Annotated in this window: 22 protein-coding genes; 17 read left to right on the top strand and 5 right to left on the bottom strand. The window is 57.9% G+C overall.

What is annotated here, in order from left to right; genetic code table 11:
* From ACYBHZ_RS17885 to ACYBHZ_RS17900, 4 genes are read left to right on the top strand one after another with little or no spacing between them, the layout of a single operon-like run.
* Positions 1-1,692 (top strand): GMC family oxidoreductase, encoded by a 1,692-nt coding sequence (locus ACYBHZ_RS17885; RefSeq protein WP_460275666.1) that lies wholly within the window; start codon positions 1-3, stop codon positions 1,690-1,692.
* 25 nt (positions 1,693-1,717) lie between these two features.
* Positions 1,718-2,500: an HpcH/HpaI aldolase family protein gene (locus tag ACYBHZ_RS17890; RefSeq protein WP_460275667.1), complete on the top strand. Its 783-nt coding sequence runs from the start codon at positions 1,718-1,720 to the stop codon at positions 2,498-2,500.
* Between the two features lie 41 nt (positions 2,501-2,541).
* Entirely contained in the window at positions 2,542-3,816 is a 1,275-nt protein-coding gene (locus ACYBHZ_RS17895; RefSeq protein WP_460275668.1) for an NAD(P)/FAD-dependent oxidoreductase, read from the top strand.
* A 27-nt stretch (positions 3,817-3,843) separates the two neighbouring features.
* Positions 3,844-5,241, top strand: coding sequence for an NAD(P)-dependent oxidoreductase (locus tag ACYBHZ_RS17900; RefSeq protein WP_460275669.1), 1,398 nt, complete (start codon positions 3,844-3,846; stop codon positions 5,239-5,241).
* A 156-nt stretch (positions 5,242-5,397) separates the two neighbouring features.
* On the opposite strand, the gene ACYBHZ_RS17905 is transcribed toward ACYBHZ_RS17900, so the two are convergent.
* The gene (locus tag ACYBHZ_RS17905) at positions 5,398-6,228 is read right to left on the bottom strand and encodes an amidohydrolase family protein (protein WP_460275670.1); all 831 of its coding nucleotides are present in this window, start codon (positions 6,226-6,228) and stop codon (positions 5,398-5,400) included.
* 232 nt (positions 6,229-6,460) lie between these two features.
* On the opposite strand from ACYBHZ_RS17905, the gene ACYBHZ_RS17910 reads away from it, so the two are divergent.
* The 12 genes from ACYBHZ_RS17910 to ACYBHZ_RS17965 all read left to right on the top strand — a co-directional run bounded on the left by ACYBHZ_RS17910 (position 6,461) and on the right by ACYBHZ_RS17965 (position 16,842).
* Positions 6,461-7,765, top strand: coding sequence for an ABC transporter substrate-binding protein (locus ACYBHZ_RS17910; protein WP_460275671.1), 1,305 nt, complete (start codon positions 6,461-6,463; stop codon positions 7,763-7,765).
* A gap of 168 nt (positions 7,766-7,933) precedes the next feature.
* The gene (locus ACYBHZ_RS17915; RefSeq protein ID WP_460275672.1) at positions 7,934-8,791 is read left to right on the top strand and encodes a carbohydrate ABC transporter permease; all 858 of its coding nucleotides are present in this window, start codon (positions 7,934-7,936) and stop codon (positions 8,789-8,791) included.
* 3 nt (positions 8,792-8,794) lie between these two features.
* Positions 8,795-9,661, top strand: a complete 867-nt coding sequence (locus tag ACYBHZ_RS17920; RefSeq protein WP_460275673.1) for a carbohydrate ABC transporter permease — start codon at positions 8,795-8,797, stop codon at positions 9,659-9,661.
* Between the two features lie 4 nt (positions 9,662-9,665).
* Complete coding sequence (locus tag ACYBHZ_RS17925; RefSeq protein ID WP_460275674.1) at positions 9,666-10,751, top strand: ABC transporter ATP-binding protein; 1,086 nt, start codon at positions 9,666-9,668, stop codon at positions 10,749-10,751.
* A 3-nt stretch (positions 10,752-10,754) separates the two neighbouring features.
* Positions 10,755-11,873 (top strand): mandelate racemase/muconate lactonizing enzyme family protein, encoded by a 1,119-nt coding sequence (locus ACYBHZ_RS17930; RefSeq protein WP_460275675.1) that lies wholly within the window; start codon positions 10,755-10,757, stop codon positions 11,871-11,873.
* The gene (locus ACYBHZ_RS17935) at positions 11,870-12,199 is read left to right on the top strand and encodes an L-rhamnose mutarotase (RefSeq protein ID WP_460275676.1); all 330 of its coding nucleotides are present in this window, start codon (positions 11,870-11,872) and stop codon (positions 12,197-12,199) included. Before ACYBHZ_RS17930 ends, ACYBHZ_RS17935 begins: the two co-directional genes overlap by 4 nt.
* The gene (locus ACYBHZ_RS17940; RefSeq protein ID WP_460275677.1) at positions 12,192-13,277 is read left to right on the top strand and encodes a Gfo/Idh/MocA family protein; all 1,086 of its coding nucleotides are present in this window, start codon (positions 12,192-12,194) and stop codon (positions 13,275-13,277) included. Before ACYBHZ_RS17935 ends, ACYBHZ_RS17940 begins: the two co-directional genes overlap by 8 nt.
* Positions 13,270-13,716 carry a MaoC family dehydratase gene (locus ACYBHZ_RS17945; protein WP_460275678.1) on the top strand — a complete coding sequence of 149 codons (447 nt, stop codon included), beginning with the start codon at positions 13,270-13,272 and terminating at the stop codon, positions 13,714-13,716. Before ACYBHZ_RS17940 ends, ACYBHZ_RS17945 begins: the two co-directional genes overlap by 8 nt.
* Positions 13,713-14,030, top strand: coding sequence for a UxaA family hydrolase (locus ACYBHZ_RS17950; RefSeq protein WP_460275679.1), 318 nt, complete (start codon positions 13,713-13,715; stop codon positions 14,028-14,030). The genes ACYBHZ_RS17945 and ACYBHZ_RS17950 overlap by 4 nt, the downstream gene beginning before the upstream one ends.
* Positions 14,027-15,229 carry a UxaA family hydrolase gene (locus ACYBHZ_RS17955; RefSeq protein WP_460275680.1) on the top strand — a complete coding sequence of 401 codons (1,203 nt, stop codon included), beginning with the start codon at positions 14,027-14,029 and terminating at the stop codon, positions 15,227-15,229. Before ACYBHZ_RS17950 ends, ACYBHZ_RS17955 begins: the two co-directional genes overlap by 4 nt.
* Positions 15,230-15,238: 9 nt before the next feature.
* Positions 15,239-15,976, top strand: coding sequence for an SDR family oxidoreductase (locus ACYBHZ_RS17960; protein WP_460275681.1), 738 nt, complete (start codon positions 15,239-15,241; stop codon positions 15,974-15,976).
* A 26-nt stretch (positions 15,977-16,002) separates the two neighbouring features.
* Positions 16,003-16,842 carry a fumarylacetoacetate hydrolase family protein gene (locus ACYBHZ_RS17965; protein WP_460275682.1) on the top strand — a complete coding sequence of 280 codons (840 nt, stop codon included), beginning with the start codon at positions 16,003-16,005 and terminating at the stop codon, positions 16,840-16,842.
* Positions 16,843-16,929: 87 nt separating this feature from the next.
* On the opposite strand, the gene ACYBHZ_RS17970 is transcribed toward ACYBHZ_RS17965, so the two are convergent.
* Both ACYBHZ_RS17970 and ACYBHZ_RS17975 read right to left on the bottom strand, forming a co-directional pair.
* Positions 16,930-18,066 carry a CaiB/BaiF CoA transferase family protein gene (locus tag ACYBHZ_RS17970; RefSeq protein ID WP_460275683.1) on the bottom strand — a complete coding sequence of 379 codons (1,137 nt, stop codon included), beginning with the start codon at positions 18,064-18,066 and terminating at the stop codon, positions 16,930-16,932.
* On the bottom strand, positions 18,063-19,175 hold the full coding sequence (locus ACYBHZ_RS17975; protein ID WP_460275684.1) for an extracellular solute-binding protein: 1,113 nt from the start codon (positions 19,173-19,175) through the stop codon (positions 18,063-18,065). The genes ACYBHZ_RS17970 and ACYBHZ_RS17975 overlap by 4 nt, the downstream gene beginning before the upstream one ends.
* 203 nt (positions 19,176-19,378) lie before the next feature.
* Between ACYBHZ_RS17975 and ACYBHZ_RS17980 the strand changes: the two genes are divergently transcribed.
* Positions 19,379-20,173 carry an IclR family transcriptional regulator gene (locus ACYBHZ_RS17980; protein ID WP_460275685.1) on the top strand — a complete coding sequence of 265 codons (795 nt, stop codon included), beginning with the start codon at positions 19,379-19,381 and terminating at the stop codon, positions 20,171-20,173.
* 402 nt (positions 20,174-20,575) lie between these two features.
* Here ACYBHZ_RS17980 and ACYBHZ_RS17985 read toward each other — a convergent pair whose 3' ends face one another.
* Both ACYBHZ_RS17985 and ACYBHZ_RS17990 read right to left on the bottom strand, forming a co-directional pair.
* A complete protein-coding gene (locus tag ACYBHZ_RS17985) occupies positions 20,576-22,018 on the bottom strand; it encodes a M20 family metallopeptidase (RefSeq protein WP_460275686.1) in 1,443 nt (480 codons plus the stop codon).
* Between the two features lie 66 nt (positions 22,019-22,084).
* The gene (locus ACYBHZ_RS17990) at positions 22,085-23,122 is read right to left on the bottom strand and encodes an ABC transporter ATP-binding protein (protein WP_460275687.1); all 1,038 of its coding nucleotides are present in this window, start codon (positions 23,120-23,122) and stop codon (positions 22,085-22,087) included.
* Positions 23,123-23,125: the final 3 nt, after the last annotated feature.

Here is a 23,125-nt window from a genome sequence, read left to right on the forward strand (position 1 = left end):
ATGGAATTTGATTATGTCATCGTAGGTGGTGGATCGGCGGGGGCCACATTGGCCGCACGCCTGTCCGCTGACCGGCGCAAGACAGTTGCGCTGCTTGAGGCAGGTCCGGACACGCCGCCGGATGATGTCCCGGAGATCATTGCCGACAGCTACCCCGGGCTGTCCTATTTCGACCCGAAATATCATTGGTCCGCGCTGCGGGTCTTTGCTCGGAACCCGCGCTCAAATAGCGCCCCTGTGCCGCCGACACGCCTCGAACAGGCGAAAGTCATGGGGGGGGGGTCCTCGATCAACGGGCAATTCGCCGTGCGCGGGCTTCCGGCCGATTATGACGAATGGGCCGAAAAGGGTGCGACCGGATGGGACTGGGAAGGCATGTTGCCCTATCTCAAAAAACTCGAACGCGATCAGGACTTTGATGGTCCGCTCCACAACACGGACGGCCCAATGCCGATCCGTCGGGTGTTCCCCAAGGATTGGGCGGGCTTTTCACGTAGCGTGCTTGATGTCGTCTCCGAGGACATCCCCTACCGCGAAGATTACAACGCGTCTTTCGAGGAAGGGTCTTTCCCTCTCCCCCTGACCAACGAAAAAGACCGCCGCGTGTCTACTGCAGTGGGCTATCTCACCAAGGAAGTTCGCGCTCGGGACAATTTCTCCATCTTCGCGAACACACAGGTCGAGGCGCTGACCACAGAAGGTACCCGTATCACAGGCGTCCGCGCGCACTCCGAAGGTGCTGACCCTGTGATCTACAAGGCTAAGGAAGTGATCGTCTGCTCCGGTGCGCTGCACACACCTGCGATCCTCATGCGTGCGGGGATCGGTCCGGCTGAGGAACTTAAACGCCACGGGATCAAGGTCATCGCTGATCTCCCCGGTGTCGGGGCGAACCTGATGGATCACCCGCACCTCGCCATCGGGGCGCATTTCAAAAAATCCGCGCGACTGAAGCCCCGCCAACGGCGCCACATCTTCCTCGGTGTGCGCTATTCCTCCGGATACGAGGGCTGTACCCCCTCCGACATGTTGATGATGCCGGTGAACCGCGCGGGGTGGCATCCGCTCGGCAAAGCCATGGGGGCGCTCAATGTCTGTGTGAACAAGAGCTATTCGCGCGGCAGCGTCACGCTGACTTCAGCCGATTGGCGGGATGAGCCCTGCGTGAACCTGAATCTCGCAGGTGATGAGCGCGACCTGATGCGTCTCGTCGACGGGTTCGAGCGCATGTACCGGATCATGGAAGACCCGCGCGTCCGCGGCCACGTCAACACGTGGTTCCTCGCCGGATACACCGAAGAAGCGCGGTCTCTCTCGGTTCGCAAGCCATCGAACTACCTCAAAACCGGATCTGCCGCCTGGATGTTCGATTACCTTCCGATCTTCCGTGACACCTTGCTCAAGCACAAATTCGGCACCCAGGACCGGATGCACGCCATGATGAAAAACCGCGATCTCATCGTCGACTGGGCGCGCGAGGCCGTCTGGTCCGGCTGGCACGTCTCCTGTTCCTGCAAAATGGGCGGCGATGACGATCCGATGGCCGTGCTCGATCCGCAATGCCGTGTGCGCGGGGTTCAGGGCCTGCGCGTGGTCGATGCCTCCATCATGCCTTCTGTCATCGCAGCCAACACCAACATCACAACGATCGCAGCCGCAGAGAAAGCGGCCGATCTGATCCTTGCATCCTAATCCTCCATTCAAAGGAAACCAAACAATGCGCGAAAGCAAAACCAAAACCCTCTGGGCCAGCGGTGAAGAAGTTCTCACCGGCTGGCTCGCGACCAACTCTTCCCTGATGGCCGAAATGATGGCGCAGCAGGATTTCGATGCCGTGACAATCGACATGCAGCACGGTGTGGCCGATTACTCCGACGCGCTCGCGATGCTTCAGGCGATCTCCACCACGGACAAAACGCCGATTGTGCGCGTGCCGTGGAATGATCCGGCGATCATCGGTCGTATGCTCGATGCCGGCGCTTACGGGATCATCTGCCCGATGGTGAACTCCGCCGAAGAATGCAAAGCCTTTGTCGAAGCCTGCCGCTACTACCCGCAAGGCGGCCGTTCCGTCGGTCCGATCCGTGCCGGTCTCTATGGCGGTTCAGATTATTTCACCAATGCCAATGACACGATCATCACCTTCGCCATGATCGAACATAAAGACGGCGTCGCCAATCTGGATGAAATCCTCTCCACTCCGGGTCTGGATGCCGTGTTCGTCGGGCCGTCCGATCTTGCTGTGTCCATGGGCCATACACCTGGGTTCGACCCGAAATGGCCGGATGTCGTCGAGGCGATCGAATATATCGCGGAGCGCTGCAAGGCACATGGCGTTGTGCCCGGGATTCACGTCGGCTCGGTCGAATACGGTCAGAAAATGCGGGAGATGGGCTATAAATTCCAAGCCTACCTGTCGGATTTTCGCATGACGCAAATGGCCTTTGGCAAAGCCATGCCTGCCTTCCGCGCAGGCAAACCGGACGCCACCGCTCCGTAATCCCGAACAGCGGCATTCCACAGGCAAATCAGGGTCGAAAAATGACGTCTATCGCGACAGGCAAACACGCCATCGTTATTGGTGCGGGCATCATTGGTGTCTGCACCGCCAATGCCCTTTTGGACAAGGGCTATACGGTTGATGTTTTCGACCCTGCTGAGCCGGGCTCTCCCGACCAGTGTTCCTACGGGAATGCGGGCGGGATTTGCCCCGGCTCCTGCCTGCCGAATGCCATGCCGGGCCTGATGAAAAACGTGCCTCAGTGGCTCCTCGATCCAGAGGGGCCGCTCTATATCCGGTTGTCTTACCTTCCGCATGCTTTGCCTTGGCTCATGCGGTTTGTGCTGGCGGGGCGGAAGTCTCGGGTCGAAAAAATCTCTCAGGCGATGATCAACCTTCATCGGCTGAGTTTCGAAGCCTATGAACCCATGATGGCAGAGGCTGGATGTCTCGATCTTTTGCAAAAGCGCGGCCAGCTCTTTGTCTTCGAGCGCGAGAACGGCCCCGACGGCAGTGCCTATGGCATGGGCCTGCGCCGTTCGCATGGGGTCAAAGTCGAAACGCTCAACGCGGACGAAATTCAGGATTTGGAACCGGCTCTGACCGACCGTTTCAAGAGTGCGATCTATCTGCCGGATCAGGGGCAAAGCCCGAACCCGGGCCGCCTTGTGGCCGAACTGGCGAAGCTCGCAACACGAAAAGGCGCGCGCTTCCATCGTGACTCCATCAAAGGGTTTACATACACCCTTGGCGATGCAACCGGGATCATCACGGCGTCGGGCGACTACACGGCGGATCGTATCGTGCTTGCGGCCGGTGCGTGGTCTGCGGATCTTGCGCGCCAACTGGGCGACCGTATCCCCTTTGAGACCGAACGCGGCTACCATGTGATGCTCCCACAGGCCGATACGGGCCTGAAGGTTCAAACCATCTCGGCAGACCGCAAGTTTGTCGCCTCCCCAATGGAAGGCGGGCTTCGTCTCGCCGGAACCGTGGAATTCGCGGGCCTGAATGCGCCGCCGAATTACAAACGGTCAGACATCCTCGTCAAACAGGCGCAGGGCATGTTTAAACGCTTTGAAAAGAGCGAGGTTCATCGCTGGATGGGCCATCGCCCCGGGACGCCGGATTCCATCCCCGTCATCGACACTTCAAAACGCCACAAGCGTGTGATCTACGCCTTTGGGCACGGACACCAGGGCCTGATCGGCGGGGCTGTGACGGGCCGGATTGTTGCGGATATGGCCTCGGGCCTGCCTGCTCCAATTGATATGAGCCCCTTCCGCCTTGACCGTTTCGGTCTCAGAAACCTCTAAATACTCGACTGCACCTTTAGGATCGTTATGACTGATATGACCCGACCAACTCGCGTTCTCATTGCCGACCTGATCGGACTTGCCTTCGATGCGGACGGCCAGCCGGACCCATCCGAGGCGCGCGCCTATATCGAAGGGATCGAGGGCTGTTCGTTCCATTTGGGCTCAGCCAAGGACACGATTGCGGGCACGGTCGACCCCGCACGCGTCGAGTTCTATTACTGCCCGAACGTATCGACGCGCGAAGAGCTTATCTCTCTCTGTGCAGGCAATGCCTACGATGCCCTAATCGCGGCGGCGACGTTCATTCCGACGGAATGCCAGTTCGATCTCGGCGGTGTGCGCATCGGGGCTGGGACAGGCAACATGGGGTCCGAAAGCTGGGGCGGTGGAAACGGGCTTGGCGGCGTGGCCCCCTTGATGAACACCCCCGGGATTAACAGTCGTGCGACCGCCCAGATGGTGTGGAAGGCTCTCATGTCTACGCTGCCAGACCTGCCGTTCGACACGCTCCATGATCGCGTTGCTGAGGGCACATTCGACACAGGTCGCCACCTGCGCGATTTTCCGACCTCGAAACTCGAAGGTCAGAAACTTGCTGTCATCGGCTATGGCAATATCGGCCGCGAAGTCGCGAAGCTCGGCAAAGCCTTTCACATGGACGTCGCAATCTTTGCCCGTGCGCGCCACAAGGACTGGATCGAAGCCGAGGGTTTCACCTACGCTGCGACGATTGAAGAGGCATCGGCATCGGCGAACGCCCTCTCCGTCCACCTTGGCCTCGGTCCGATGGACGCCGACCGCGGTGTGCCCGCCAACACCGGCTTGATTGACGCAGAGGTTCTGTCCGCCATGGCACCCGGCGGCGTGCTCATCAATTTCGACCGTGGCGAGCTTGTCGATACAACGGCGCTCGGTGCAGCACTCGCGTCTGGTCAAATCGGACAGGCGGTCATTGACGCGGATGTTTTTGTCTCAGAGGAGACGGGTGAGGTTTCTGGGCCGATGGCTCCGTATCTCCCGCTGTTGGAGAAGCACAGAGACAAACTCTGCCTTCTGCCTCATGCGGCCGCCGATACGGACCACCCGACCCGCGTCGCAGGTGCGAAACAAGCTGTCGATCAAATCCTGTCGGTTATTCGGGAACGTGCGGTTGATAATGCTGTCGGAGATGTACCCGATGCGCTAACTCGAGGTGGATCCATAGTTCCGGCGGGTGTCGGGGCTGTGCCTCTGGAGCGATTGATTTCGATATTTGAGACGTCTCGTGGTGATGAGCTGAGAAGCCTTGTGTCGGCCTTACATACAAATCTTGAACTGTTTTCCTCGGCGGATGTAGAGGCTGCAAGTGGGCTGATGTTCGACCTGAACAAATTGCGGTCTCTCATGAACGAGCTTGGTCTTGAGGGCCCGATGCAGATTTGAACTGGTTGATCCATCAAAGGCTTCGTGGAGAGGTATGTCAGAGGAACTTGGCTTGAGAGGGGCAGCTATACTGTCCATGTAAAGACGAGTTCGAATTAGTCTGCCTGCCGTCCGCCACCAATGACCTTGCATTAGAGTGAATTTTTTTGTGACGTTTCAGATTCGCCAAATGCGTTTGGCGTTCTTGTGGGACAAGGCAGCCTGCTCACTTTCTGAGGCGCCAGAGATGAGAGCCAGAGTGATCGCCATCCATTGGTCGAGTGAAGAGTTGAGTGTGCATACAGGACTGTCCGATCCCCAGACGACACGGTCCCAACCAAACGCGTTGATTGCATGCTCGACGTAGGGGCGAAGCGTTTCAAGGGTCCAGTCGGGAGCAGTATATGCGGTCAGCCCCGATATTTTCACGTTTACATGAGGGCGTTCTGCAAGGCGCGTGATCGCGTTGGCCCAGTTTGAAAAGTCACCTCCGGCAATATCCGGCACGCCACAATGATCGAGTATAAAGACAGTATTGTCGCAGGCATCGACCAGATCGGTCGCGTCGGAAAGTTGCCGTTCCAGCATGCAGATGTCGAACGGCAATCCCTTCGCGCCAATCTTTCGAATGTTGCTCCGAAAGAGAGGGGCGCGGTGCAGATCGTCGCTTACGACATGAAGAACGCGTCGTATTCCCTTGACCACAGTCGTGTCCATACGTTCGAGAAAGGCATCAAACTCCGAGCTTTCGGGGCGTGCGGAGGAAATGGCACCCCGAATTAGGCTGTTCGGACGCTTCATCAGTTCAGCAACGACCTCATTCTCATGTTCAATGTCACCCTCGGCACAATCGACCTCCATATGGAGTGTGCCTGAGATACCGATCCGTTTTGCGGTCAACTCATAGTCTTCATAGCTCCAGTCCTTATCCAAAGCCGGAGCCTCCATGAGCCACGGATACTTTATGCGGTTCTTGTTCACGAGATGCAGATGGGTGTCGATAAACATGGTGGGCTCCTCCAAGCGTGTGGTCGTACTTTCTGGCGGGTTCGCCACACTGTCTAAAGTCTGACAAACTATCTGAAGGATCGGAAATCTTTTCCGAGTTCAGCTTGACACATGAGAATAGTTAAGTTTACCTATAAAACAAGCTTCCGAATATGAAATTCATATTTTGACTGTGGAGGGTCGCGGAAGTGGGAGCGGACTTGTTCAAAAAGCCGCACACAGGGAGGAAAGTATGAAAACGATAGCACGAGGCGTGTCATGCGCCGCATTTGCCATCACGGCAGTTTCAGCCGCCTTTGCTGCGGAGTTCGACGGGGTGACCCTCGAAGCGAAGTTGATCGGGGGGCAGCAATACGAGGCGCTATATGCGCGCATTCCCGAATGGGAGGCTGCAACCGGCGCCAAAGTGAACATCATTTCGAAGAAAAACCACTTTGAACTCGACAAGGAATTCAAGTCCGATATCGCCGCGGGGACAACAGACTGGTGTGTCGGTTCCAACCACTCGTCCTTTGCTTCGCAGTACCCATCGCTCTATACCGATCTGAGCGCGCTGATCGACGCAGATACTATCGCGGGCTTTGTTCCGGCGAACATCTCCGCCGCGACGATTGGTGGCAAACTCGTCATGCTGCCGCGTGCGCAATTCGATGTCTCCGCGCTTTATTACCAGAAAGACCTCTATGAAGATGCCGACAAAGCCGCCGCGTTCGAGGCAGAATACGGGTATCCGCTGGCTGTTCCGGAGACTTGGGAACAGGTGAAGGATCAGGCCATCTTCTTTGCAGATCCGCCGAACTTCTACGGCACACAATATGCGGGCAAGGACGAAGCCATCGTTGGTCGTTTCTACGAAATGATCGTTGCCGAGGGCGGCAATCTCTTTGATGAGGAGTTCCATCCGATCTTCAATTCCGATGCGGGCAAGCGTGCGCTCCAGTGGTTCGTGGACCTTTATGACGCGGGCGCCGTTCCTCCGGGCACCACCAACTATCTCTGGGATGATCTCGGCAACGGCTTTGCCTCCGGCACCGTCGCGCTCAATCTGGACTGGCCGGGCTGGGCGGGCTTCTTCAACGACCCAGCAGCCTCGAAACTGGCTGGCAACGTGGGGGTCGCGCCCGCCCCGAAAGGCTCTGCGGGTGTCCGCACCGGTTGGTCCGGCTTCCACGGTTTCTCCGTGACCGAAGATTGTGCCAACAAAGAGGCAGCAGCTTCTCTTGTGGCCTTCCTCACCAACGAAGACAGTCAGAAGCTTGAGAGCGCCGCCGGGCCGTTGCCCTCGCGCACGGCGGTTTGGGACTACATTTCCGAACAGGCGAAGGACGATCCCTACCGCTCCGAAGTGCTGGCCGCGTTCAAGGAAACCGCTGCGACCGCCTTTGCCGTGCCGCCGACACCGCTCTGGATTGAGGCCACCAACCTTATCTATCCGGAACTGCAGGCTGCCATCCTCGGCGACAAGACCGTCGAAGAAGCCCTCTCGGACGCCTCCGACGAGGTCGATGACCTGATGCGCGAAGAAGGCGTATACTAAGACATGTCCACCTTGGGGCGGTGTGCTTCGGCCTGCCGCTCCAAGCCCCCCCCCCCCGACTGACATGACCGAAATGCATGGGCCGCGAACACGCGTCCGCGCCCTGTGCCCAAGTCACGGAACATTCCGATGAAGCGCATGAAGCTCCCTCCCTGGTTGGCACTTTTGATGCCCGCCATCATTATCCTTTCGGCCGTCGTGCTGATCCCGCTATTGTTGTCGCTCTATTCGAGCTTCACCTCCTACCGGTTGACGCGGCCTGACAGCCTTTTCAACTGGGTTGGACTGTTCAACTACGAAAAGGCCGTGACCGACACGAAGTTCTGGGCCGCATTCGGGCGGACCGTGTTGTTGCTTACCTTGGCTCTGAACCTTGAGATGCTCTTCGGATTGGGATTGGCATTGATGGTGTCGAAGGTCACGCGCGGTCAGCGGGCTTTGCGCACGATGATGATGTTCCCGATGATGTTTTCGCCCATTCTCGTCGGCTTCCAGTTCAAGTTCATCTTCAACGACAACGTCGGTCTGGTGAACAACGCTCTGCAATCTCTCGGGATCACCGATGTTGCAATTCCGTGGCTGGTCGATGGCCGACTTGCGATGTTCTCGATCATCTTTGCCGAGATATGGACCTCGACCTCTGTCTTCGCGATTCTCATTCTCGCCGGTCTCTACGCGATCCCGCGCGACCCACTGGAGGCTGCGAAGGTTGATGGGTGCACCGCCTGGCAGTCTTTCAGATATGTCACGTTGCCGTTCCTGATGCCGTTCATCTACATCGCAATGGCGATCCGGTCGCTCGATGTGGCGCGTGCCTATGACATCGTGCAGATCATGACCAATGGCGGTCCTGCAAGGCGCACGGAGCTCTTGTGGACGCTGATCGGACGGACCGGCTACGTCGATGCCCGCATGGGCTACGCGAATGCGATGGGCTATATCTCCATCTTTCTCGCGATCTTCTTCACCGTCTACTTCTTCAAGAAACTGACCAAGGCTCGGGCCGAACTCGGGATGGGGGTGTAAACCATGGCGAGCAATCTCACACATCGTAACCGCCGTCGCACGCTGAAGGTTCTGCATTTCACGGGCCTGTTCATTGCCATGTTGGTGCTCTGCGTGCCGGGCTTCTGGATTGTGCTCAACTCCTTCCGTCCGACCGTGGAAATCATGGCGAAACCGCCGGTCTGGATCCCCAATGAACTGAACCTCGATCACTACCGCGCGATGTTCGGCGGGGCGGGCGAGGGGGGCGTGCCGGTTCTGACCTATTTCCGCAATTCGTTGGTCATTTCGGTCACGTCGACAGTCATTGCGCTCTTGATCGGTATGGCAGGCGGCTATGCCTTCGCGCGGTACCGCTTCAAATTCAAAGGGGCGATCTTTGTTGGGCTGATGGTCACGCGTGCCGTACCGGGTGTGGCGCTCTCGCTCCCGCTTTTCATCCTCTTCGCACGGGTTGGCATCATCGACACGCATATCGGGATGATCCTAGCCTATGTGGCATTGAACGTGCCTTTCACGATCTGGTTGATCGACGGGTTCTTTCGGCAAGTGCCGCCGGAGCTGGCCGAAGCGGCTGAGATCGACGGCTGCACCCGCTGGCAGGCCTTCTGGAAAGTCGAATTCCCCGTCGCGAAATCGGGGATCGCCTCGGCAGGCATCTTTGCTTTCCTTACGGCCTGGAACGAATACGCTTTGGCATCGCAACTCACGCGGTCGACGACCTCGAAAACCATGCCCGTCGGGCTTTTGGACTTCACCTCAGAATTTACGCTCAATTGGGGCGGGATGTGTGCGCTGGCGGTCTTGATGATCATTCCTGCGCTTATTCTCACCTTCCTCGTGCAAAAACACCTCATTGCCGGCCTCACCTTTGGCGGCGTGAAAGGATAAGAACATGGCTCAGGTTCACCTTCGCAACGTGGTTAAGAAATACGGCGCACTTGAAGTCGTTCATGCCATCAATCTTGATATTGAAGACAACGAGTTCGTGGTCCTTGTTGGCCCTTCCGGGTGCGGGAAATCGACGACACTTCGGATGATCGCAGGCTTGGAGGATATTTCGGGGGGCGACATCGCAATTGGGGATCGCGTGGTCAACGATTTGCCGCCTCGGGATCGCAACATCTCGATGGTGTTTCAGAACTACGCGCTCTACCCGCATATGACCGTGCGCGAAAACCTCGGGTTTTCGTTAAAGATCGCAAAGCGTCCGCAAGCGGAAATCGATGCGGCGGTGGATCATGCCGCAGGTATTCTGTCGCTGACCCCAATGCTCGACCGCAAACCCGGCGCGCTTTCTGGCGGACAACGTCAACGAGTGGCGATGGGGCGCGCGATCGTGCGTCACCCCGAAGTTTTTCTCTTTGATGAACCGCTGTCGAACCTCGATGCCAAACTGCGTACGCAGATGCGGGTCGAGATCAAGAAACTGCACCAGAAGGTGAAATCGACCATCGTTTACGTGACCCATGACCAAATCGAGGCGATGACGCTCGCTGATCGGATCGTGATCATGAAGGATGGTCACATCGAACAAGTCGGCACGCCTTTGGATGTCTTTGAAAACCCCGTGAATACTTTTGTCGCGACCTTTATCGGATCGCCGCCGATGAATCTCTTGAAAGGCGAGATCAAAGGCGGGCAGGTCGTACTGCTCGACGGAACGACGGTCGCAATTCCACCTGCCTATGCGGCCCGTGAAGGCCAATCCGTCATCTTTGGCGTGCGTGCTGACAACATTATGCCTGTGGGACATGCGCTTCCGCCAACTGAACATATGGCGCAGATCGAATTGGGCGTGAACCTCACCGAACCTTTGGGCACTGAGACGCTTTTGTTTGCGGAACTGGCTGGTGAGGAAGTGCAGGCCAAAATGCTCAACCCACGCCCCGTGTCACCGGGCGAGCAGATGACGTTCCAGGTTATGCTGGACAAATGTCATCTGTTCGACGCTGACACCGGTCTGGCCCTGAAAGTCTGAACGATGGGCCGGATCACGCGCGCGGAGGCCTTTATGGTGGACCTTGTACCCAAGGTCACACGCACCGATGCCATCCAATCCTTTAAATCGCAAGAGACGATTTTCGTCGTGCTTCATGACGCAGACGGGGCAACCGGGCGCGGCTATTCCTACACCATTGGCGATGGCGGTCCATCAGTTCTGATGCTGTTGCAACGGACCCTGTTGCCGCGCTTGATGGGACAGGACGGCGACCGGATAGAAGCCATATGGCGCGATTTGCTGTTCTGTTCACATGCGACGGCTGTGGGGCCAATCATGTCATTGGCTCTGGCGGCAATTGATACGGCACTTTGGGATATGCGCGGGCTAAAGTCGGGCCTGCCACTTCATGTTCTGGCAGGCGGAGCGAAATCTTCGGTCCAGATGTACACGACCGAGGGCGGATGGTTGCACTTGCCGCCAGAAGCGTTGGTCGAGGATGCCTTGGATGCGCAATCCCAAGGGTTCAAAGGATCGAAGGTCAAAATCGGCACGCCGAGCGTGGCCGGGGATGCCGCGCGACTTGAAGCCGTGCGTGAAGCGCTGGGTGACAGTTACGAACTGATGACCGATGCGAACCAGTCGATGACAGCGGCCGAGGCGCTGCGCCGTATTCCAATGTTGGAAAGACTGAATGTCGCGTGGTTCGAGGAGCCTCTGCCGACTGACGACATTGCCGGACATAGGCGCCTTCAGGCACAATCCTGTGTGCCGGTGGCAGTGGGCGAAAGCCTATATAGCCCCGGACAGTTCGCAGACTATATCGCAGCAGAGGCCTGCGGTATTGTTCAGGCCGATGTGGCTCGGGTCGGTGGGATCACCCCATGGCTCAAGGTCGCCCATATGGCCGAAGCGCATAATCTGGTGATCTGCCCACACTTTCTGATGGAGCTGCATGTTAGCCTTGTCTGTGCCGTGCCGAATGCGCCTTGGCTCGAATATATCCCTCAGCTCGAAGATATCGCGGCACCGATGGGGCGTGAGGGCGGATTGGCCGTTGCTCCGACCGCGCCGGGGTTGGGGATCAGTTGGGATGAAGACAAACTTTCCGCGCTCAGCGTCGAAGGAAGTGCTTTTGAGATCGAAGGGGAAGCCGCATGACCCGTCACGGACAAATCATCGGGATCGGACCAAAGGCGATTGCCGAGTACAAACATCTTCACGCCGAGGTCTGGCCCGGCGTTCTCGAAAAGATCACCGCCTGCAACATTCGCAACTATTCGATTTTCCTACGGGAACCAGAGAACCTGCTCTTCGCCTATTTTGAATATGTGGGCGAGGATTTCGAGGCTGATATGGCCAAAATGGCGGCCGATCCGGAAACCCAACGCTGGTGGGCTGTCTGTATGCCGTTGCAGGAGCCGCTTTCGATCCGCGCCGATGGCGAATGGTGGGCGGAAATGGAAGAGGTGTTTCACCATGACTGATCTTGTAGGAACGGCTCTTGAGGTTGCTGATCTGAGCCAATCGGTGGAGATGCCGGAGACGCCCGTTCCGGTCGTGATCATTGGCGCGGGCTCCATCGTCACGGATGCCCACCTGCCAGCCTATCGTGACCTTGGTGTTCCCGTGCTTGGGATTTTCGATCCGGATCGCGAAAAGGCGGCGGCGGTTGCCGAGGCATGGGGAACGCGGGCGCTTGAAAGTGCCACTCAGGCAAGCGCTCAGAACGGCGTGATTTACGATCTGGCCGTTCCGCCCGCCGCGATTGCAGACGTTTTAGAGACCCTGCCTGACCATGCGATAGCGATCATTCAAAAGCCGCTTGGCTCGAACCTCGGGGAGGCGGATCGCATCATTTCTGTCCTTCGCCGTAAGAAAATCAAAGCGGCTGTCAATTTTCAGTTGCGCTTTGCCCCCATGTCACTGGCTTTAAAAGATGCAGTGCAAAAGGGCTTTCTCGGGGATGTCGTAGATTTCGACGCCTGGCTCGCACTCGATACGCCATGGCATCTCTGGGCGTTTCTGGCAGATTTGCCGCGAGTCGAAATCCTGCTGCACTCGATCCACTATCTTGATTTCACCCGTGATCTTTTGGGCAATCCGAAGGGCATTCATGCGCGCACGATGGGGCACCCGTCTTCAACCGTGTCGAACACGCGTACGGCGATGATGCTCGATTACGGCGAACAGATACGATGCAATTTGTCGATCAATCACAACCACGCGTTCGGGCGCAAGTTCCAGGCCTGTGAGTTCCGCATCTGTGGCACCAAAGGCGCCGCATATATGAAACTCGGCGTCAATCTCGACTACCCCAAGGGCGAGCCGGATGAACTCTGGCTCAACACCGACGGCGAATGGCGGCAGGTGCCGCTGATCGGCAATTGGTTCCTCGCGGCGTTTCACGGCCGTTTCGCACAGGTCCAACGCTTTGCCGCAGGGCTGGATGACAGGCTTGAAGGCTCCGCCGAAGACGCATGGCACACCATGGCATTGGTTGAGGCGGCCTATGAGAGCTCTGCCAAACCCATGCACCCGATCAAGGAGGCACCCGATGCTTGAACAAATCAAATATTACGAGGATTTCGAGATTGGCGAGGGGCGCGACACAGTCGGACGCACGATCACCGAGACCGATTTCGTTGTCCATGCCGGACATTCCGGTGATTTCTTTCCGCATCATCTGGATGAGGAATTCTGTAAGACTCTGCCGTTCGGACAACGCATCGCTCATGGCACGATGGTGTTCACCATCGGGGTCGGTCTGACCGCGACGATCATCAACCCAGTGGCCTTTTCCTATGGCTACGACCGTCTGCGCTTCATCAAGCCGGTGTTCATCGGCGACACGATCAAGTCCCGGGTCGAGATCATCGGTCTGGAAGTGATGGAGAAGCGCCCCGGCTATGGGCGCGTAACCGAGCGCCTGACCGTGACGAAGCAGAGCGGCGAGACCGCACTGGTCGCGGATCATATCTACATGGTGGAGATGAAGCCGTGAGCGGGCCGTTCCTTTTGCTGCATGCCGACGACAACGTGCTCGTCGCGCGCAACCTCGTGCCCGAAGGGGCCGAGGTGGCACTGGACGGTGGCAGCACCATTCGCCTCGCCGCGTCTGTTCCTCGCGCGCATAAGATCGCGCGGCGTGACATCGTAGCCGGCGAGAAAATCCTCAAATATGGCATGCCGATCGGCATCGCGACCGAAGCCATTCCGGCCGGCGCTCATGTCCATATCCATAACATCCGCTCGGCCTATACGCCCACACATGCGCTTCAGGATGCGGATGGGTTGAGTACAGGAGGGATGCAATGACGGTCGAACTCACAGGTTATCTTCGTGCGGACGGGCGCAAAGGCATCCGCAACACGGTTCTGGTCGCCTACCTTGTCGAATGTGCGCATTTCGTAGCCTCGAAAATTGTCGCGGGCTTTGAGGGGGAAGACGTGGAGCTGATCGGTTTTCCAGGATGTTTCCCCAATGAATATGCCGCCACGATGATGGAGCGGCTCTGCACCCACCCAAATGTGGGAGCGGTACTGTTTGTCTCGCTAGGTTGCGAAAGCTTCGACAAGGTGCGGGTCTCCAATGCGGTCTCGGAGACCGGTCGGCCAGTGAAAACCCTTGTGATTCAGAAAGCCGGAGGCACAGCGTCGACCATGGAGGCCGGGCGTGCTTGGGTGCGCGCGGCTCTGGATGAAATCAAGGCCCTCGATCGGGTTCCTATGGGGATCGATGAGTTGGTCATTGGGACGATCTGTGGCGGCTCCGATGGGACGTCCGGCATTTCGGGCAATCCAGCAGCGGGGCGGGCCTTTGATACTCTCGTTGGAGAAGGGGCCGCTTGTATCTTCGAAGAAACTGGTGAGTTGATCGGGTGCGAAGATATCATGGTAGCACGCGCTATCACTCCGGAACTTGGGGCGGAATTGCGCGCTTCGGTCCAGAAAGCCGAGCGCTACTATGCAACACTGGGCTATGGTTCCTTTGCGGCAGGCAATGCCGCGGGAGGTCTGTCGACCATCGAGGAAAAGAGCCTCGGCGCCTATGTGAAATCCGGTGAGAGCCAGATTTCCGGCCTGATCAAGCCGGGTGATGTGCCTCCAAAAGGCGGGCTCTACCTGATGGATGTCGTGCCGGACGGTGACGTACGCTTTGGGTTCCCAAACATTTCCGACAATGCCGAGATCGTCGAGATGATCGCGAGCGGAGCGCATATGACTCTGTTCGTGACAGGGCGCGGCTCCGTCGTCGGGTCCGCCATTTCGCCCGTGATCAAAATTTGTGCCAATCCAGACACTTACCGTGCGCTTGAAGGAGATATGGATGTGAACGCGGGCGACATCATCGAGGGAAAGCGCAGCATTGATGCGGTGGGCCGCGAGATTCACGATCTTGTGCTGTCGGTCGCGGCGGGCACGCAAACCAAATCCGAGGCCATGGGGCATCGGGAGTTTATTCTGACCTATAAGACATTCGAGCCGATCGGGCCATCGTGCCTGCCTGCGGCATGAGGAGGAAAAATGCAAAGACTTGATGGAAAACTATGCCTTGTCACGGCTGCAGGGCAGGGGATCGGACGGGCGTCTGCCGAGCGTATGGCCGCCGAGGGGGCGCGTGTCATCGCAACCGATATCAATGATGCCGCGCTGGCGGAACTCGCTGCGATCGACGGGATCGAGGCGAAAAAGCTTAATGTTCTGGATGGAACTGCGATCACCGCGCTGATTGAGGAAACCGGCCCGATCGATGTGCTGTTCAACTGCGCAGGCATCGTCCACAACGGCACGATCATGGAGGCCACGGAAGAGGAGTGGGACTTTGCCTTTGATCTGAATGTCAAAGCCCAGTTCCGGCTGATCCGTGCCGTGCTGCCGGGCATGCTGGAAAAGGGCAAGGGATCCATCATCAACATGTCCTCGGTCGCGGGGCCGGTCACGGGGCCGGTCAATCGTCTTGTCTACTCCGCGTCCAAGGCGGCTGTGGCAGGGATGACCAAGGCCATCGCCAATGACTATGTGACCCAAGGCATTCGCTGCAACGCTATCGCGCCGGGTACGGTCGATAGCCCAAGTTTGCACGAGCGGCTCCGCGCCACCGGCGACTACGAAGGGGCACTGAAAGCCTTTATCGCACGCCAGCCCATGGGGCGGATCGGCAGGCCCGAAGAAATCGCGGCGCTGGTGACATATCTTGCGGCGGATGAAAGCGCATTCACCACTGGGGTCGTCCACGTCATCGATGGCGGATGGACCGCCTGATCGGGAAGTATTGAAAGGAAATCGACATGAAATTCGCACGTTATGGAGAGGCCGGTTCAGAAAAACCTGCGCTGATTGACGCCGACGGCAACCTGCGCGACCTGTCCGCCCATGTGGCCGATGTGGCCGGAGAGATGCTGACGCGGTTGGATGATTTTAAATCCATAGATCCCGAAAGCCTGCCGCTGGTCGAGGGCGCACCGCGTTATGGGGCCTGTGTCGGGCAGGTGGGCAAGTTCATCTGTATCGGGCTCAACTATGCAGACCATGCCGCAGAAAGCGGTATGGAAGTGCCGCCGGAGCCGGTGATCTTCGCTAAATACACCTCCGCGATTTGCGGGCCGAACGACCCGATCATCATCCCGCGCGGGTCCGAGAAGACCGACTGGGAGGTCGAACTGGGCTTCGTGATTGGCAAGAAGGCCAAGTATGTTTCCGAGGCGGATGCAATGGATCACGTCGCGGGCTTCTGCCTGATCAACGATGTCTCCGAACGCGCCTACCAGATTGAGCGGGCAGGCCAGTGGTCTAAAGGCAAATCCTCCGACAATTTCGGCCCGACCGGTCCGTGGCTGGTCACTCCCGACGAAGTGGGAGATTTCGACAATCTCGGCATGTGGCTCGATGTAAACGGCGAGCGGGTTCAGGACGGTTCCACCGCGACAATGGTCTACCGTGTACCCTATCTGGTTTCTTACCTGTCCCAGTTCTTCACGCTCCATCCCGGCGACATCATTTCGACCGGCACGCCTCCGGGTGTGGGGCTTGGCATGACCCCACCGCGCTATCTGAAGGCGGGTGACGTGGTTGAGCTGGGCATTGATGGTCTGGGTACTCAGCGTCAGGTCTGTGTCGACGACGTTTGAGGCGAGTGCCATTTCGCACCTTATGCGAGACATAAAAAAGGCGGCTCCCGACGGGGCCGCCTTTTGCGTTCCTGAGAGGAGGAGGGCTTACCAGCCGTCCTCCAACAATGCGTTGGCATCGCCCAGATCGGGTGCTGCGCGCGAGGAGGTCGGACGCGTCCCGTCGATACGTAGCGGAAGTTTGGTCGTCTGCATCGCCACTTCGCCACGTGAGATTTCCTGAACCATGTCGAGTGTGTCGAGTACGCCGCTGTTCATCATGCCGTCCCAGTCCATCACCGGTGCGGCCCAGATGTCGGCTTCGACGAATTTTTCCATCCAGTGTTCTGTCGCGGCTGTCTTGAGACGCGTGGCCAGTTCGGCTTTGATCTCGTCGCGTTTTTCGAAGGCATCCAATGCGGCGGTCTCGGGGGCCAGCCCCGTGATCCCGGCCAACAGTTCGAGCTTACCCATTGCGATTGCCACATGCCCGTCCTGGGTCTCGTAGATACCATAGGGGGCGGCGAGATAGGCATGGGCGGGGTTGTTGGCGGAGCGGGTCGGCGTGCGATGCCCGTCGTTAAACCACGTCGTCAGCAACTCGAATTGCAGATCGGCAAGCACTTCGATGAGCGAGGTTTCGACCTGACCGCCGATGCCCTGCATCGCGCGGCGATAGAGCAGGGCAAGAACGCCGTGGGTCAGCGCCGCGCCTGCGAGCACGTCAGCCACGGGCAAACCCATCGCGACGGGGCCATGTTCAGAGCCGCCCGACAGCCACATGACGCCGGAACGGGCCTGCGCGAGCAAATCCTGCCCCGGCAGATCGACCCACGGTCCGTCAGAGCCATAGCCCGTCACGGTGCCATAGACGACAGTCGGGTTGATCTCCTTGACGGCCTCGTAGCCGTAGCCCAGACGTTCCATCACGCCGGGGCGAAAGTTCTGTAGGATCACATCCGCCTCTTTCACGAGTTGCGAGAGACGTGCCTTGTCCTCGTCGGATTTCAGGTCAACGGCAATGGAGCGTTTGTTGCGGTTGATCGCGTGGAAGATCGTGCTCTCGCCCGCTATTTTCGTATCCGTGAGGTAGAGATAGCGGGAGAGATCTCCTAGCCCCGCGCGTTCGACCTTGACCACGTCGGCCCCGAGATCCGCGAGTTTGAGCGCACAGTAAGGTCCTGCGAGAAATTGCGAAAAATCGAGGACTTTCAGCCCTTTCAGCGGAAGATTCAGATCAGTCATTTTGAAAAGCTCTCGTCAAAGCGGGTCTGGAGTGCAGCCAGCGCCGCCGCATGTGTCGCGCGCCCTGTGAGCGCATCCTGCAGAATGTGGGAACCGTCTTCCTGGAAAGCCATATATCCGTCGTGGCGCGGGCGCAGCCATGCGGCTTCGTGGCTCATCCGTGTGTCGGCATAAGCACCATTGACGCGGGCGTTGACGGTTTCGTCACCCCATGCAAGCGCGTTTCCCGGTTGGCCGTTGTTGGCGCAATAGAGCCCGCGTTGGATCTCCGCGGAGGCGACCCATGTGCAGAATTCGACGCACAATTCGGGGTGTTCTGTCTTGGCTGACACGGCAAGCCCTGTTCCGCCAAGTGCCGAACCGAGCGGACCGGAGGCGCCGACGGCGGGCATGTCGTGGAAGGTGATGCGGTGGTCGCGATAGCCTTCACTTGCGTAGGGCGCATAGAGATAGGCGAAGGGACATAGCGCGAACCGGTTCCCTTCGGAGAATGCATCCAGTGCGGCGATAGGGTCCATGTCGTGGCAGGCCGGATCGACCAGATCGACCAGCGCCTGCATCTTCTCCAGCGTTTTCATAGCAGCGGCTTGGTCGATTTCTGTTCTCCGCGCGACGGGGAATGGCACACCAGAATTCGCCATAAGGGAATAGAAGGTCATCAGGATGTGGGGTGGGCGCAAGGGCCAGATGACTTTGCCGTTTCGGGCAAAGCCGAGCACAGCGTCGAATGTGTCAACCGGTGCATGCAACAAATCGGGACGGATCGCCTGCACCTGAGTCGCTGCATCTACGGGCAAGGCCCACTGATGACCCCCGTAAAAATAGCTCTGAAAACTCTTGCCTACAGTCTCGGAAGCCAGTTGTTCCAAGACGTCAGGAGAGGCGATGCTCTCAAGAGGCAAGAGACAGTCTTCCGCGACTACGGCGCCGACATGTGGGTGGTCGATGATCATCAGGTCGTATTCATGCGCAAGTTCATCGACCGGCGTGCTTTCGAACCCTTGCAGCGAGCGTTTGTCCCAGTGGATTTCCACGTCAGGATGGCGCTCCTGAAAGGCCGCGCTGGCCGCGATCAAGGGATCGTACCCGCGCGGATCGGACCACGTCATTCCTCGCAGTCTTCGGGTTTTCAACATGAATTCATCCTCCCGAGAACAACATACAGTAGATATTTTACAAATAAAAGACTATTTTATATTTGATTTATAGCCTGAGGTGTGATGGCTCAGTTGCAACATTGATATGCGCCCGCATATATTCGACAGACTGGAAAATGCAGGAAGAGTACCTGTCAATGCGTGAGAGATGAGACATGGTTGAAAAGCTTGAGGGGCAACAGGACGCAGAAAAATACCGCGCACCTGCGCTGTCTAAGGGACTGGATATATTGGAGCTTTTGGCGTCAGAGGCTGACGGCCTGTCTCAGGTGGAAATTGCCACGCAGCTTGGTCGGAGCACGTCGGAAATTTTTCGGATGCTGATGGTGCTGTCCCAAAGGAACTACATTGAGCAACGCGAAGGCGATGATCGGTATCATCTCACGACAAAAATGTTCGAGATTGCTCATCGCCATCCTCCGGTCCGGCGTCTTACCTCGATTGCAGGCGAGGCGATGCAACGTTTGGCAAATGAAATCAACCAGTCGCTACATCTTGGAATTCTCCATTCAGGGCGAGTGCTTGTCATCGCACAGGTCGATTGTCCCGACAATAATATCACGTCAGTGAGGCTGGGCGCGAATATCCCGATTTTCTACACGGCATCGGGGAGAGTTCTGTGTGCTTGGATGGAGGAACCCGAACTGAAGGCGTTGCTCGGTCAGGCCGGACAGGATCCGGTTGACAGGTATGAGTCTTTCCTTTCGGACCTGCCACATGTTCGAAGCGCTGGATATTGTCAGTCCCCGTCTCTGACCATTGAAGGTGTGGTCAACATTTCCGCCCCTATATTTGACTTTACGGGAAAAGTTGTGGGCGCAATCACCATCCCATTTATCCGTCGTTTGTCGGGAACCTCAATTGTGACGGAGGAAGAGTGCCGGGATCGCCTCATCGCGCTTGGCAGCGACATATCCCGACGTCTGGGCGCTGGCGCGGCTGACGAATAATCCGGGATGTGAGGCCCGCTCAGCGGCCCCTGCCAAAGCCGACTTTCGACTATATTGACGACGACATGAACGTGCGAGGCTGTGTTTCAGGCAAAGGCGATGCCTGCAGAAATTGGTCGTCGTTCATTCTTTCGTTTGCAATTTTTCAATCAGGAGCTTGCTGTTCTACAATCGAGATCATTTCAAACAGGACCGGACCATAGCTCTTGTCGAGTAGCGCGGTCTTAGTGCGGAATAAGGGGCAGCGAGCCTGTTCATGTAGAGACGAGTTAGAATTCGTCTGGCAGCACCCAACCGAGTCCAAGCAGAAAGATCACAGGATGCCCCTTGCCGGGGGCATCCTGCCAAATCGTGTCCTGTCCCCCGATGTGAGGCGGAACCTATGGGGGACAAGTGTCCGTGTCATCGACGAAGCGATGAGGTCGGGGGCGTAAGGTCGCGATTGAGGTTCGACTCCGAAAAGTAGTCCCGGCCATTCAGGCGCTTTGTCAGTTCTGCTTTCGCACGAGCCAACAAATCAGGGTCTTGGACAGCTTCGAGCGCGGTGGCTGCCATCACCTTAGACGCCGTGACCATGGCCTTGTGGGCGGAGGGCAATTTGCCCTGTGTGACGGTTTGCCAGGCATGGAACGGCGTGCCGATGGCATGGGTGGCGGTCAGGCATTGTGCCGTGGGCACGACCCAAGAGACATCGGCCACATCGGTCGATCCCATCAGGACACCGGGTTTGTCCGCGATCGGAAGAACGGCATCATGGAAGGATTTCGGGTAGTCATCCGGTCCGCCGTAGGCCACAGCGCAGGCATCGATATCGTCTTGCGTCAGCGCGGCCTTCTGAAGCGCATCGCCAAAGGCGAAATCTTCGTTGTCGAAGGCCGGAGCACCGATTTCATCGAACTTGCGTTGCATCGTTTCTTCGAGGGTGCGGTTCGGCATCATTTCGGCGGTGACACGATCAAGGGTGATCTCAAAGGTCGTGTCGGTCATCAGCGCCGCGCCTTCGGCAATGCGTTTGACCCGCTCATAGAGGCTTTTGACATCGTTCGAGCGCGGGGACCGGATCAAGTAAAGGCCTTCTGCGGACCCCTGTACGACATTCGGAGAGATGCCCCCGGCGTCAATGATAGAATAATGGACGCGGGCGTCGTCCGGCATGTGTTCGCGCATGAAGTTAATGCCGATGTTCATCAGTTCAAGCGCATCAAGAGCCGAGCGTCCGACCTGCGGTGACATGGCTGCATGAGAGGGGCGTCCAGTGAATTTGAAATAGGCCTGAATGTTGCCCAGCGTCACAGCGGATTGCACGAAGTTGAAAACGCAAGGGTGCCATGTGAAGGCAGCATCGACATCTTCGAAGGCGCCTGCGCGCACCATGTAGGTCTTGCCGGATCCACCTTCTTCGGCGGGGCAGCCATAATAGCGCACACGGGCCTTGATGCCGGCCTCGCGCAGAGCATCGCGCAGACCGACTGCGGCGAGGGCAGAGGCGGAGCCCAAAAGGTTATGGCCACAGCCATGCCCCGGAGCGCCGGGGGTGTCGCTGCGTTGTTCCAAGACGCCGGGGTCTTGCGACAGGCTTGCGAGTGCATCGAATTCGCCGAGAAACGCAATGCAGGGGCCTTCATCTCCAGACTCGGCCATAAATGCTGTGGGCAAGCCGCCCACGTTTCTGGTGATGGTGAAGCCCTCCGCTTCCATTGCGGCGATTTGTTCTGCGACGGATTTCACTTCTTCAAAGCGCAGTTCGGGCATGTCGAAGATGCGATCTGCGAGTGCGGTGAATGCGGGCGCGCGGGCGTCAATTGCCGTCAGGACCTGCTCGAGTGGGAGGTCGTCGTTTTTCATTGGTTTGTCCTGTTTAAGTCGTTGATATATATTGTAAATGTTGCCGGTGTCTAGCGGTGGCGGGGATTAAGCTTGCGCCGCGACGAGATGGCATGCCGAAATGTGATCTGCTCCGATCTGACGAAGCTCCGGTCGCTGGGTGCGACACAGATCGGTCGCGGATGGGCAGCGTGGATGAAACGGGCAGCCGGGCGGAGGATCGAGTGGTGAAGGCAGGTCGCCCGCAATCGGTCGGTGATCACGCCGTTCGACGCTCAGCGTCGGCAGATGCTCCATCAGCAGGCGTGTGTAGGGGTGGTGCGGGTTGGCATAGAGTTCTTCGGTCGGCGCACTTTCGACGACGCGTCCGAGGTACATGATGACGACCCGGTCCGAGATATGTTCCACGACGCCGAGGTTGTGACTGATAAAGAGGTAAGTGAGGCCCAGGCTGTCGCGCAGGTCCATGAAGAGGTTCAAAACCTGCGCCTGAATCGACACATCAAGCGCGGCAACGCTTTCGTCACAAATCAACACGTCGGGTTTCAGAGCGAGTGCGCGGGCAATGCCAATGCGTTGTCGCTGGCCGCCTGAGAACTGATGCGGGAACCGATCTGCCATGTCGGGAGCAAGGCCGACACGGTTCATCAGATCTTCAACATAAGCGTCCATCTCGGAACGGGTGACATAGCCATGCACGACCGCCGCTTCGCCGATGATGTCTCGCACCCGCATCCGCGGGTTGAGCGAGGCGTAGGGGTCTTGGAAAATCATCTGGATGGAGAGCGCGAAATCATCGCGCTCCTCTTTGGTCATTTTTGAGCGCGCTTTGCCGCGATAGGTGATTTCCCCGCCGGTCGGCGTCGAAATTCCGGCGAGCATACGTGCGACCGTCGATTTTCCACAGCCGGACTCTCCGACGATGCCAACGATTTCTCCGGTTTGAACTTTTAGGTTCACGCCGGCCACGGCCTGGACTTCCTGACGTTTGATGCCTGCGCCGAACAGATTGGCGATGTGGCCGCCGATACCCGGCGTAGAGACAAAGCTTTTGCTCAGCCCTGTGAGTTCAAGGATGGTGTCGGAGGGCGAACCAGTATCAGTTTGAGATGTAATCTGGGTCATCAA

The organism is Celeribacter sp. ULVN23_4 (assembly GCF_054788345.1).

Excerpts from the sequence above, each read along its gene's own strand:
- ACYBHZ_RS17940 (WP_460275677.1), top strand. The coding sequence starts at position 12,192 with ATGACTGATCTTGTAGGAACGGCTCTTGAGGTTGCTGATCTGAGCCAA.
- ACYBHZ_RS17945 (WP_460275678.1), top strand. The coding sequence starts at position 13,270 with ATGCTTGAACAAATCAAATATTACGAGGATTTCGAGATTGGCGAGGGG.
- ACYBHZ_RS17925 (WP_460275674.1), top strand. The coding sequence starts at position 9,666 with ATGGCTCAGGTTCACCTTCGCAACGTGGTTAAGAAATACGGCGCACTT.
- ACYBHZ_RS17970 (WP_460275683.1), bottom strand. The coding sequence starts at position 18,066 with ATGACTGATCTGAATCTTCCGCTGAAAGGGCTGAAAGTCCTCGATTTT.
- ACYBHZ_RS17885 (WP_460275666.1), top strand. The coding sequence starts at position 1 with ATGGAATTTGATTATGTCATCGTAGGTGGTGGATCGGCGGGGGCCACA.
- ACYBHZ_RS17920 (WP_460275673.1), top strand. The coding sequence starts at position 8,795 with ATGGCGAGCAATCTCACACATCGTAACCGCCGTCGCACGCTGAAGGTT.
- ACYBHZ_RS17980 (WP_460275685.1), top strand. The coding sequence starts at position 19,379 with ATGGTTGAAAAGCTTGAGGGGCAACAGGACGCAGAAAAATACCGCGCA.
- ACYBHZ_RS17975 (WP_460275684.1), bottom strand. The coding sequence starts at position 19,175 with ATGACGTGGTCCGATCCGCGCGGGTACGATCCCTTGATCGCGGCCAGC.
- ACYBHZ_RS17990 (WP_460275687.1), bottom strand. The coding sequence starts at position 23,122 with ATGACCCAGATTACATCTCAAACTGATACTGGTTCGCCCTCCGACACC.
- ACYBHZ_RS17955 (WP_460275680.1), top strand. The coding sequence starts at position 14,027 with ATGACGGTCGAACTCACAGGTTATCTTCGTGCGGACGGGCGCAAAGGC.
- ACYBHZ_RS17915 (WP_460275672.1), top strand. The coding sequence starts at position 7,934 with ATGCCCGCCATCATTATCCTTTCGGCCGTCGTGCTGATCCCGCTATTG.
- ACYBHZ_RS17935 (WP_460275676.1), top strand. The coding sequence starts at position 11,870 with ATGACCCGTCACGGACAAATCATCGGGATCGGACCAAAGGCGATTGCC.
- ACYBHZ_RS17905 (WP_460275670.1), bottom strand. The coding sequence starts at position 6,228 with ATGTTTATCGACACCCATCTGCATCTCGTGAACAAGAACCGCATAAAG.
- ACYBHZ_RS17960 (WP_460275681.1), top strand. The coding sequence starts at position 15,239 with ATGCAAAGACTTGATGGAAAACTATGCCTTGTCACGGCTGCAGGGCAG.
- ACYBHZ_RS17910 (WP_460275671.1), top strand. The coding sequence starts at position 6,461 with ATGAAAACGATAGCACGAGGCGTGTCATGCGCCGCATTTGCCATCACG.
- ACYBHZ_RS17895 (WP_460275668.1), top strand. The coding sequence starts at position 2,542 with ATGACGTCTATCGCGACAGGCAAACACGCCATCGTTATTGGTGCGGGC.
- ACYBHZ_RS17985 (WP_460275686.1), bottom strand. The coding sequence starts at position 22,018 with ATGAAAAACGACGACCTCCCACTCGAGCAGGTCCTGACGGCAATTGAC.
- ACYBHZ_RS17965 (WP_460275682.1), top strand. The coding sequence starts at position 16,003 with ATGAAATTCGCACGTTATGGAGAGGCCGGTTCAGAAAAACCTGCGCTG.
- ACYBHZ_RS17930 (WP_460275675.1), top strand. The coding sequence starts at position 10,755 with ATGGGCCGGATCACGCGCGCGGAGGCCTTTATGGTGGACCTTGTACCC.
- ACYBHZ_RS17900 (WP_460275669.1), top strand. The coding sequence starts at position 3,844 with ATGACTGATATGACCCGACCAACTCGCGTTCTCATTGCCGACCTGATC.
- ACYBHZ_RS17890 (WP_460275667.1), top strand. The coding sequence starts at position 1,718 with ATGCGCGAAAGCAAAACCAAAACCCTCTGGGCCAGCGGTGAAGAAGTT.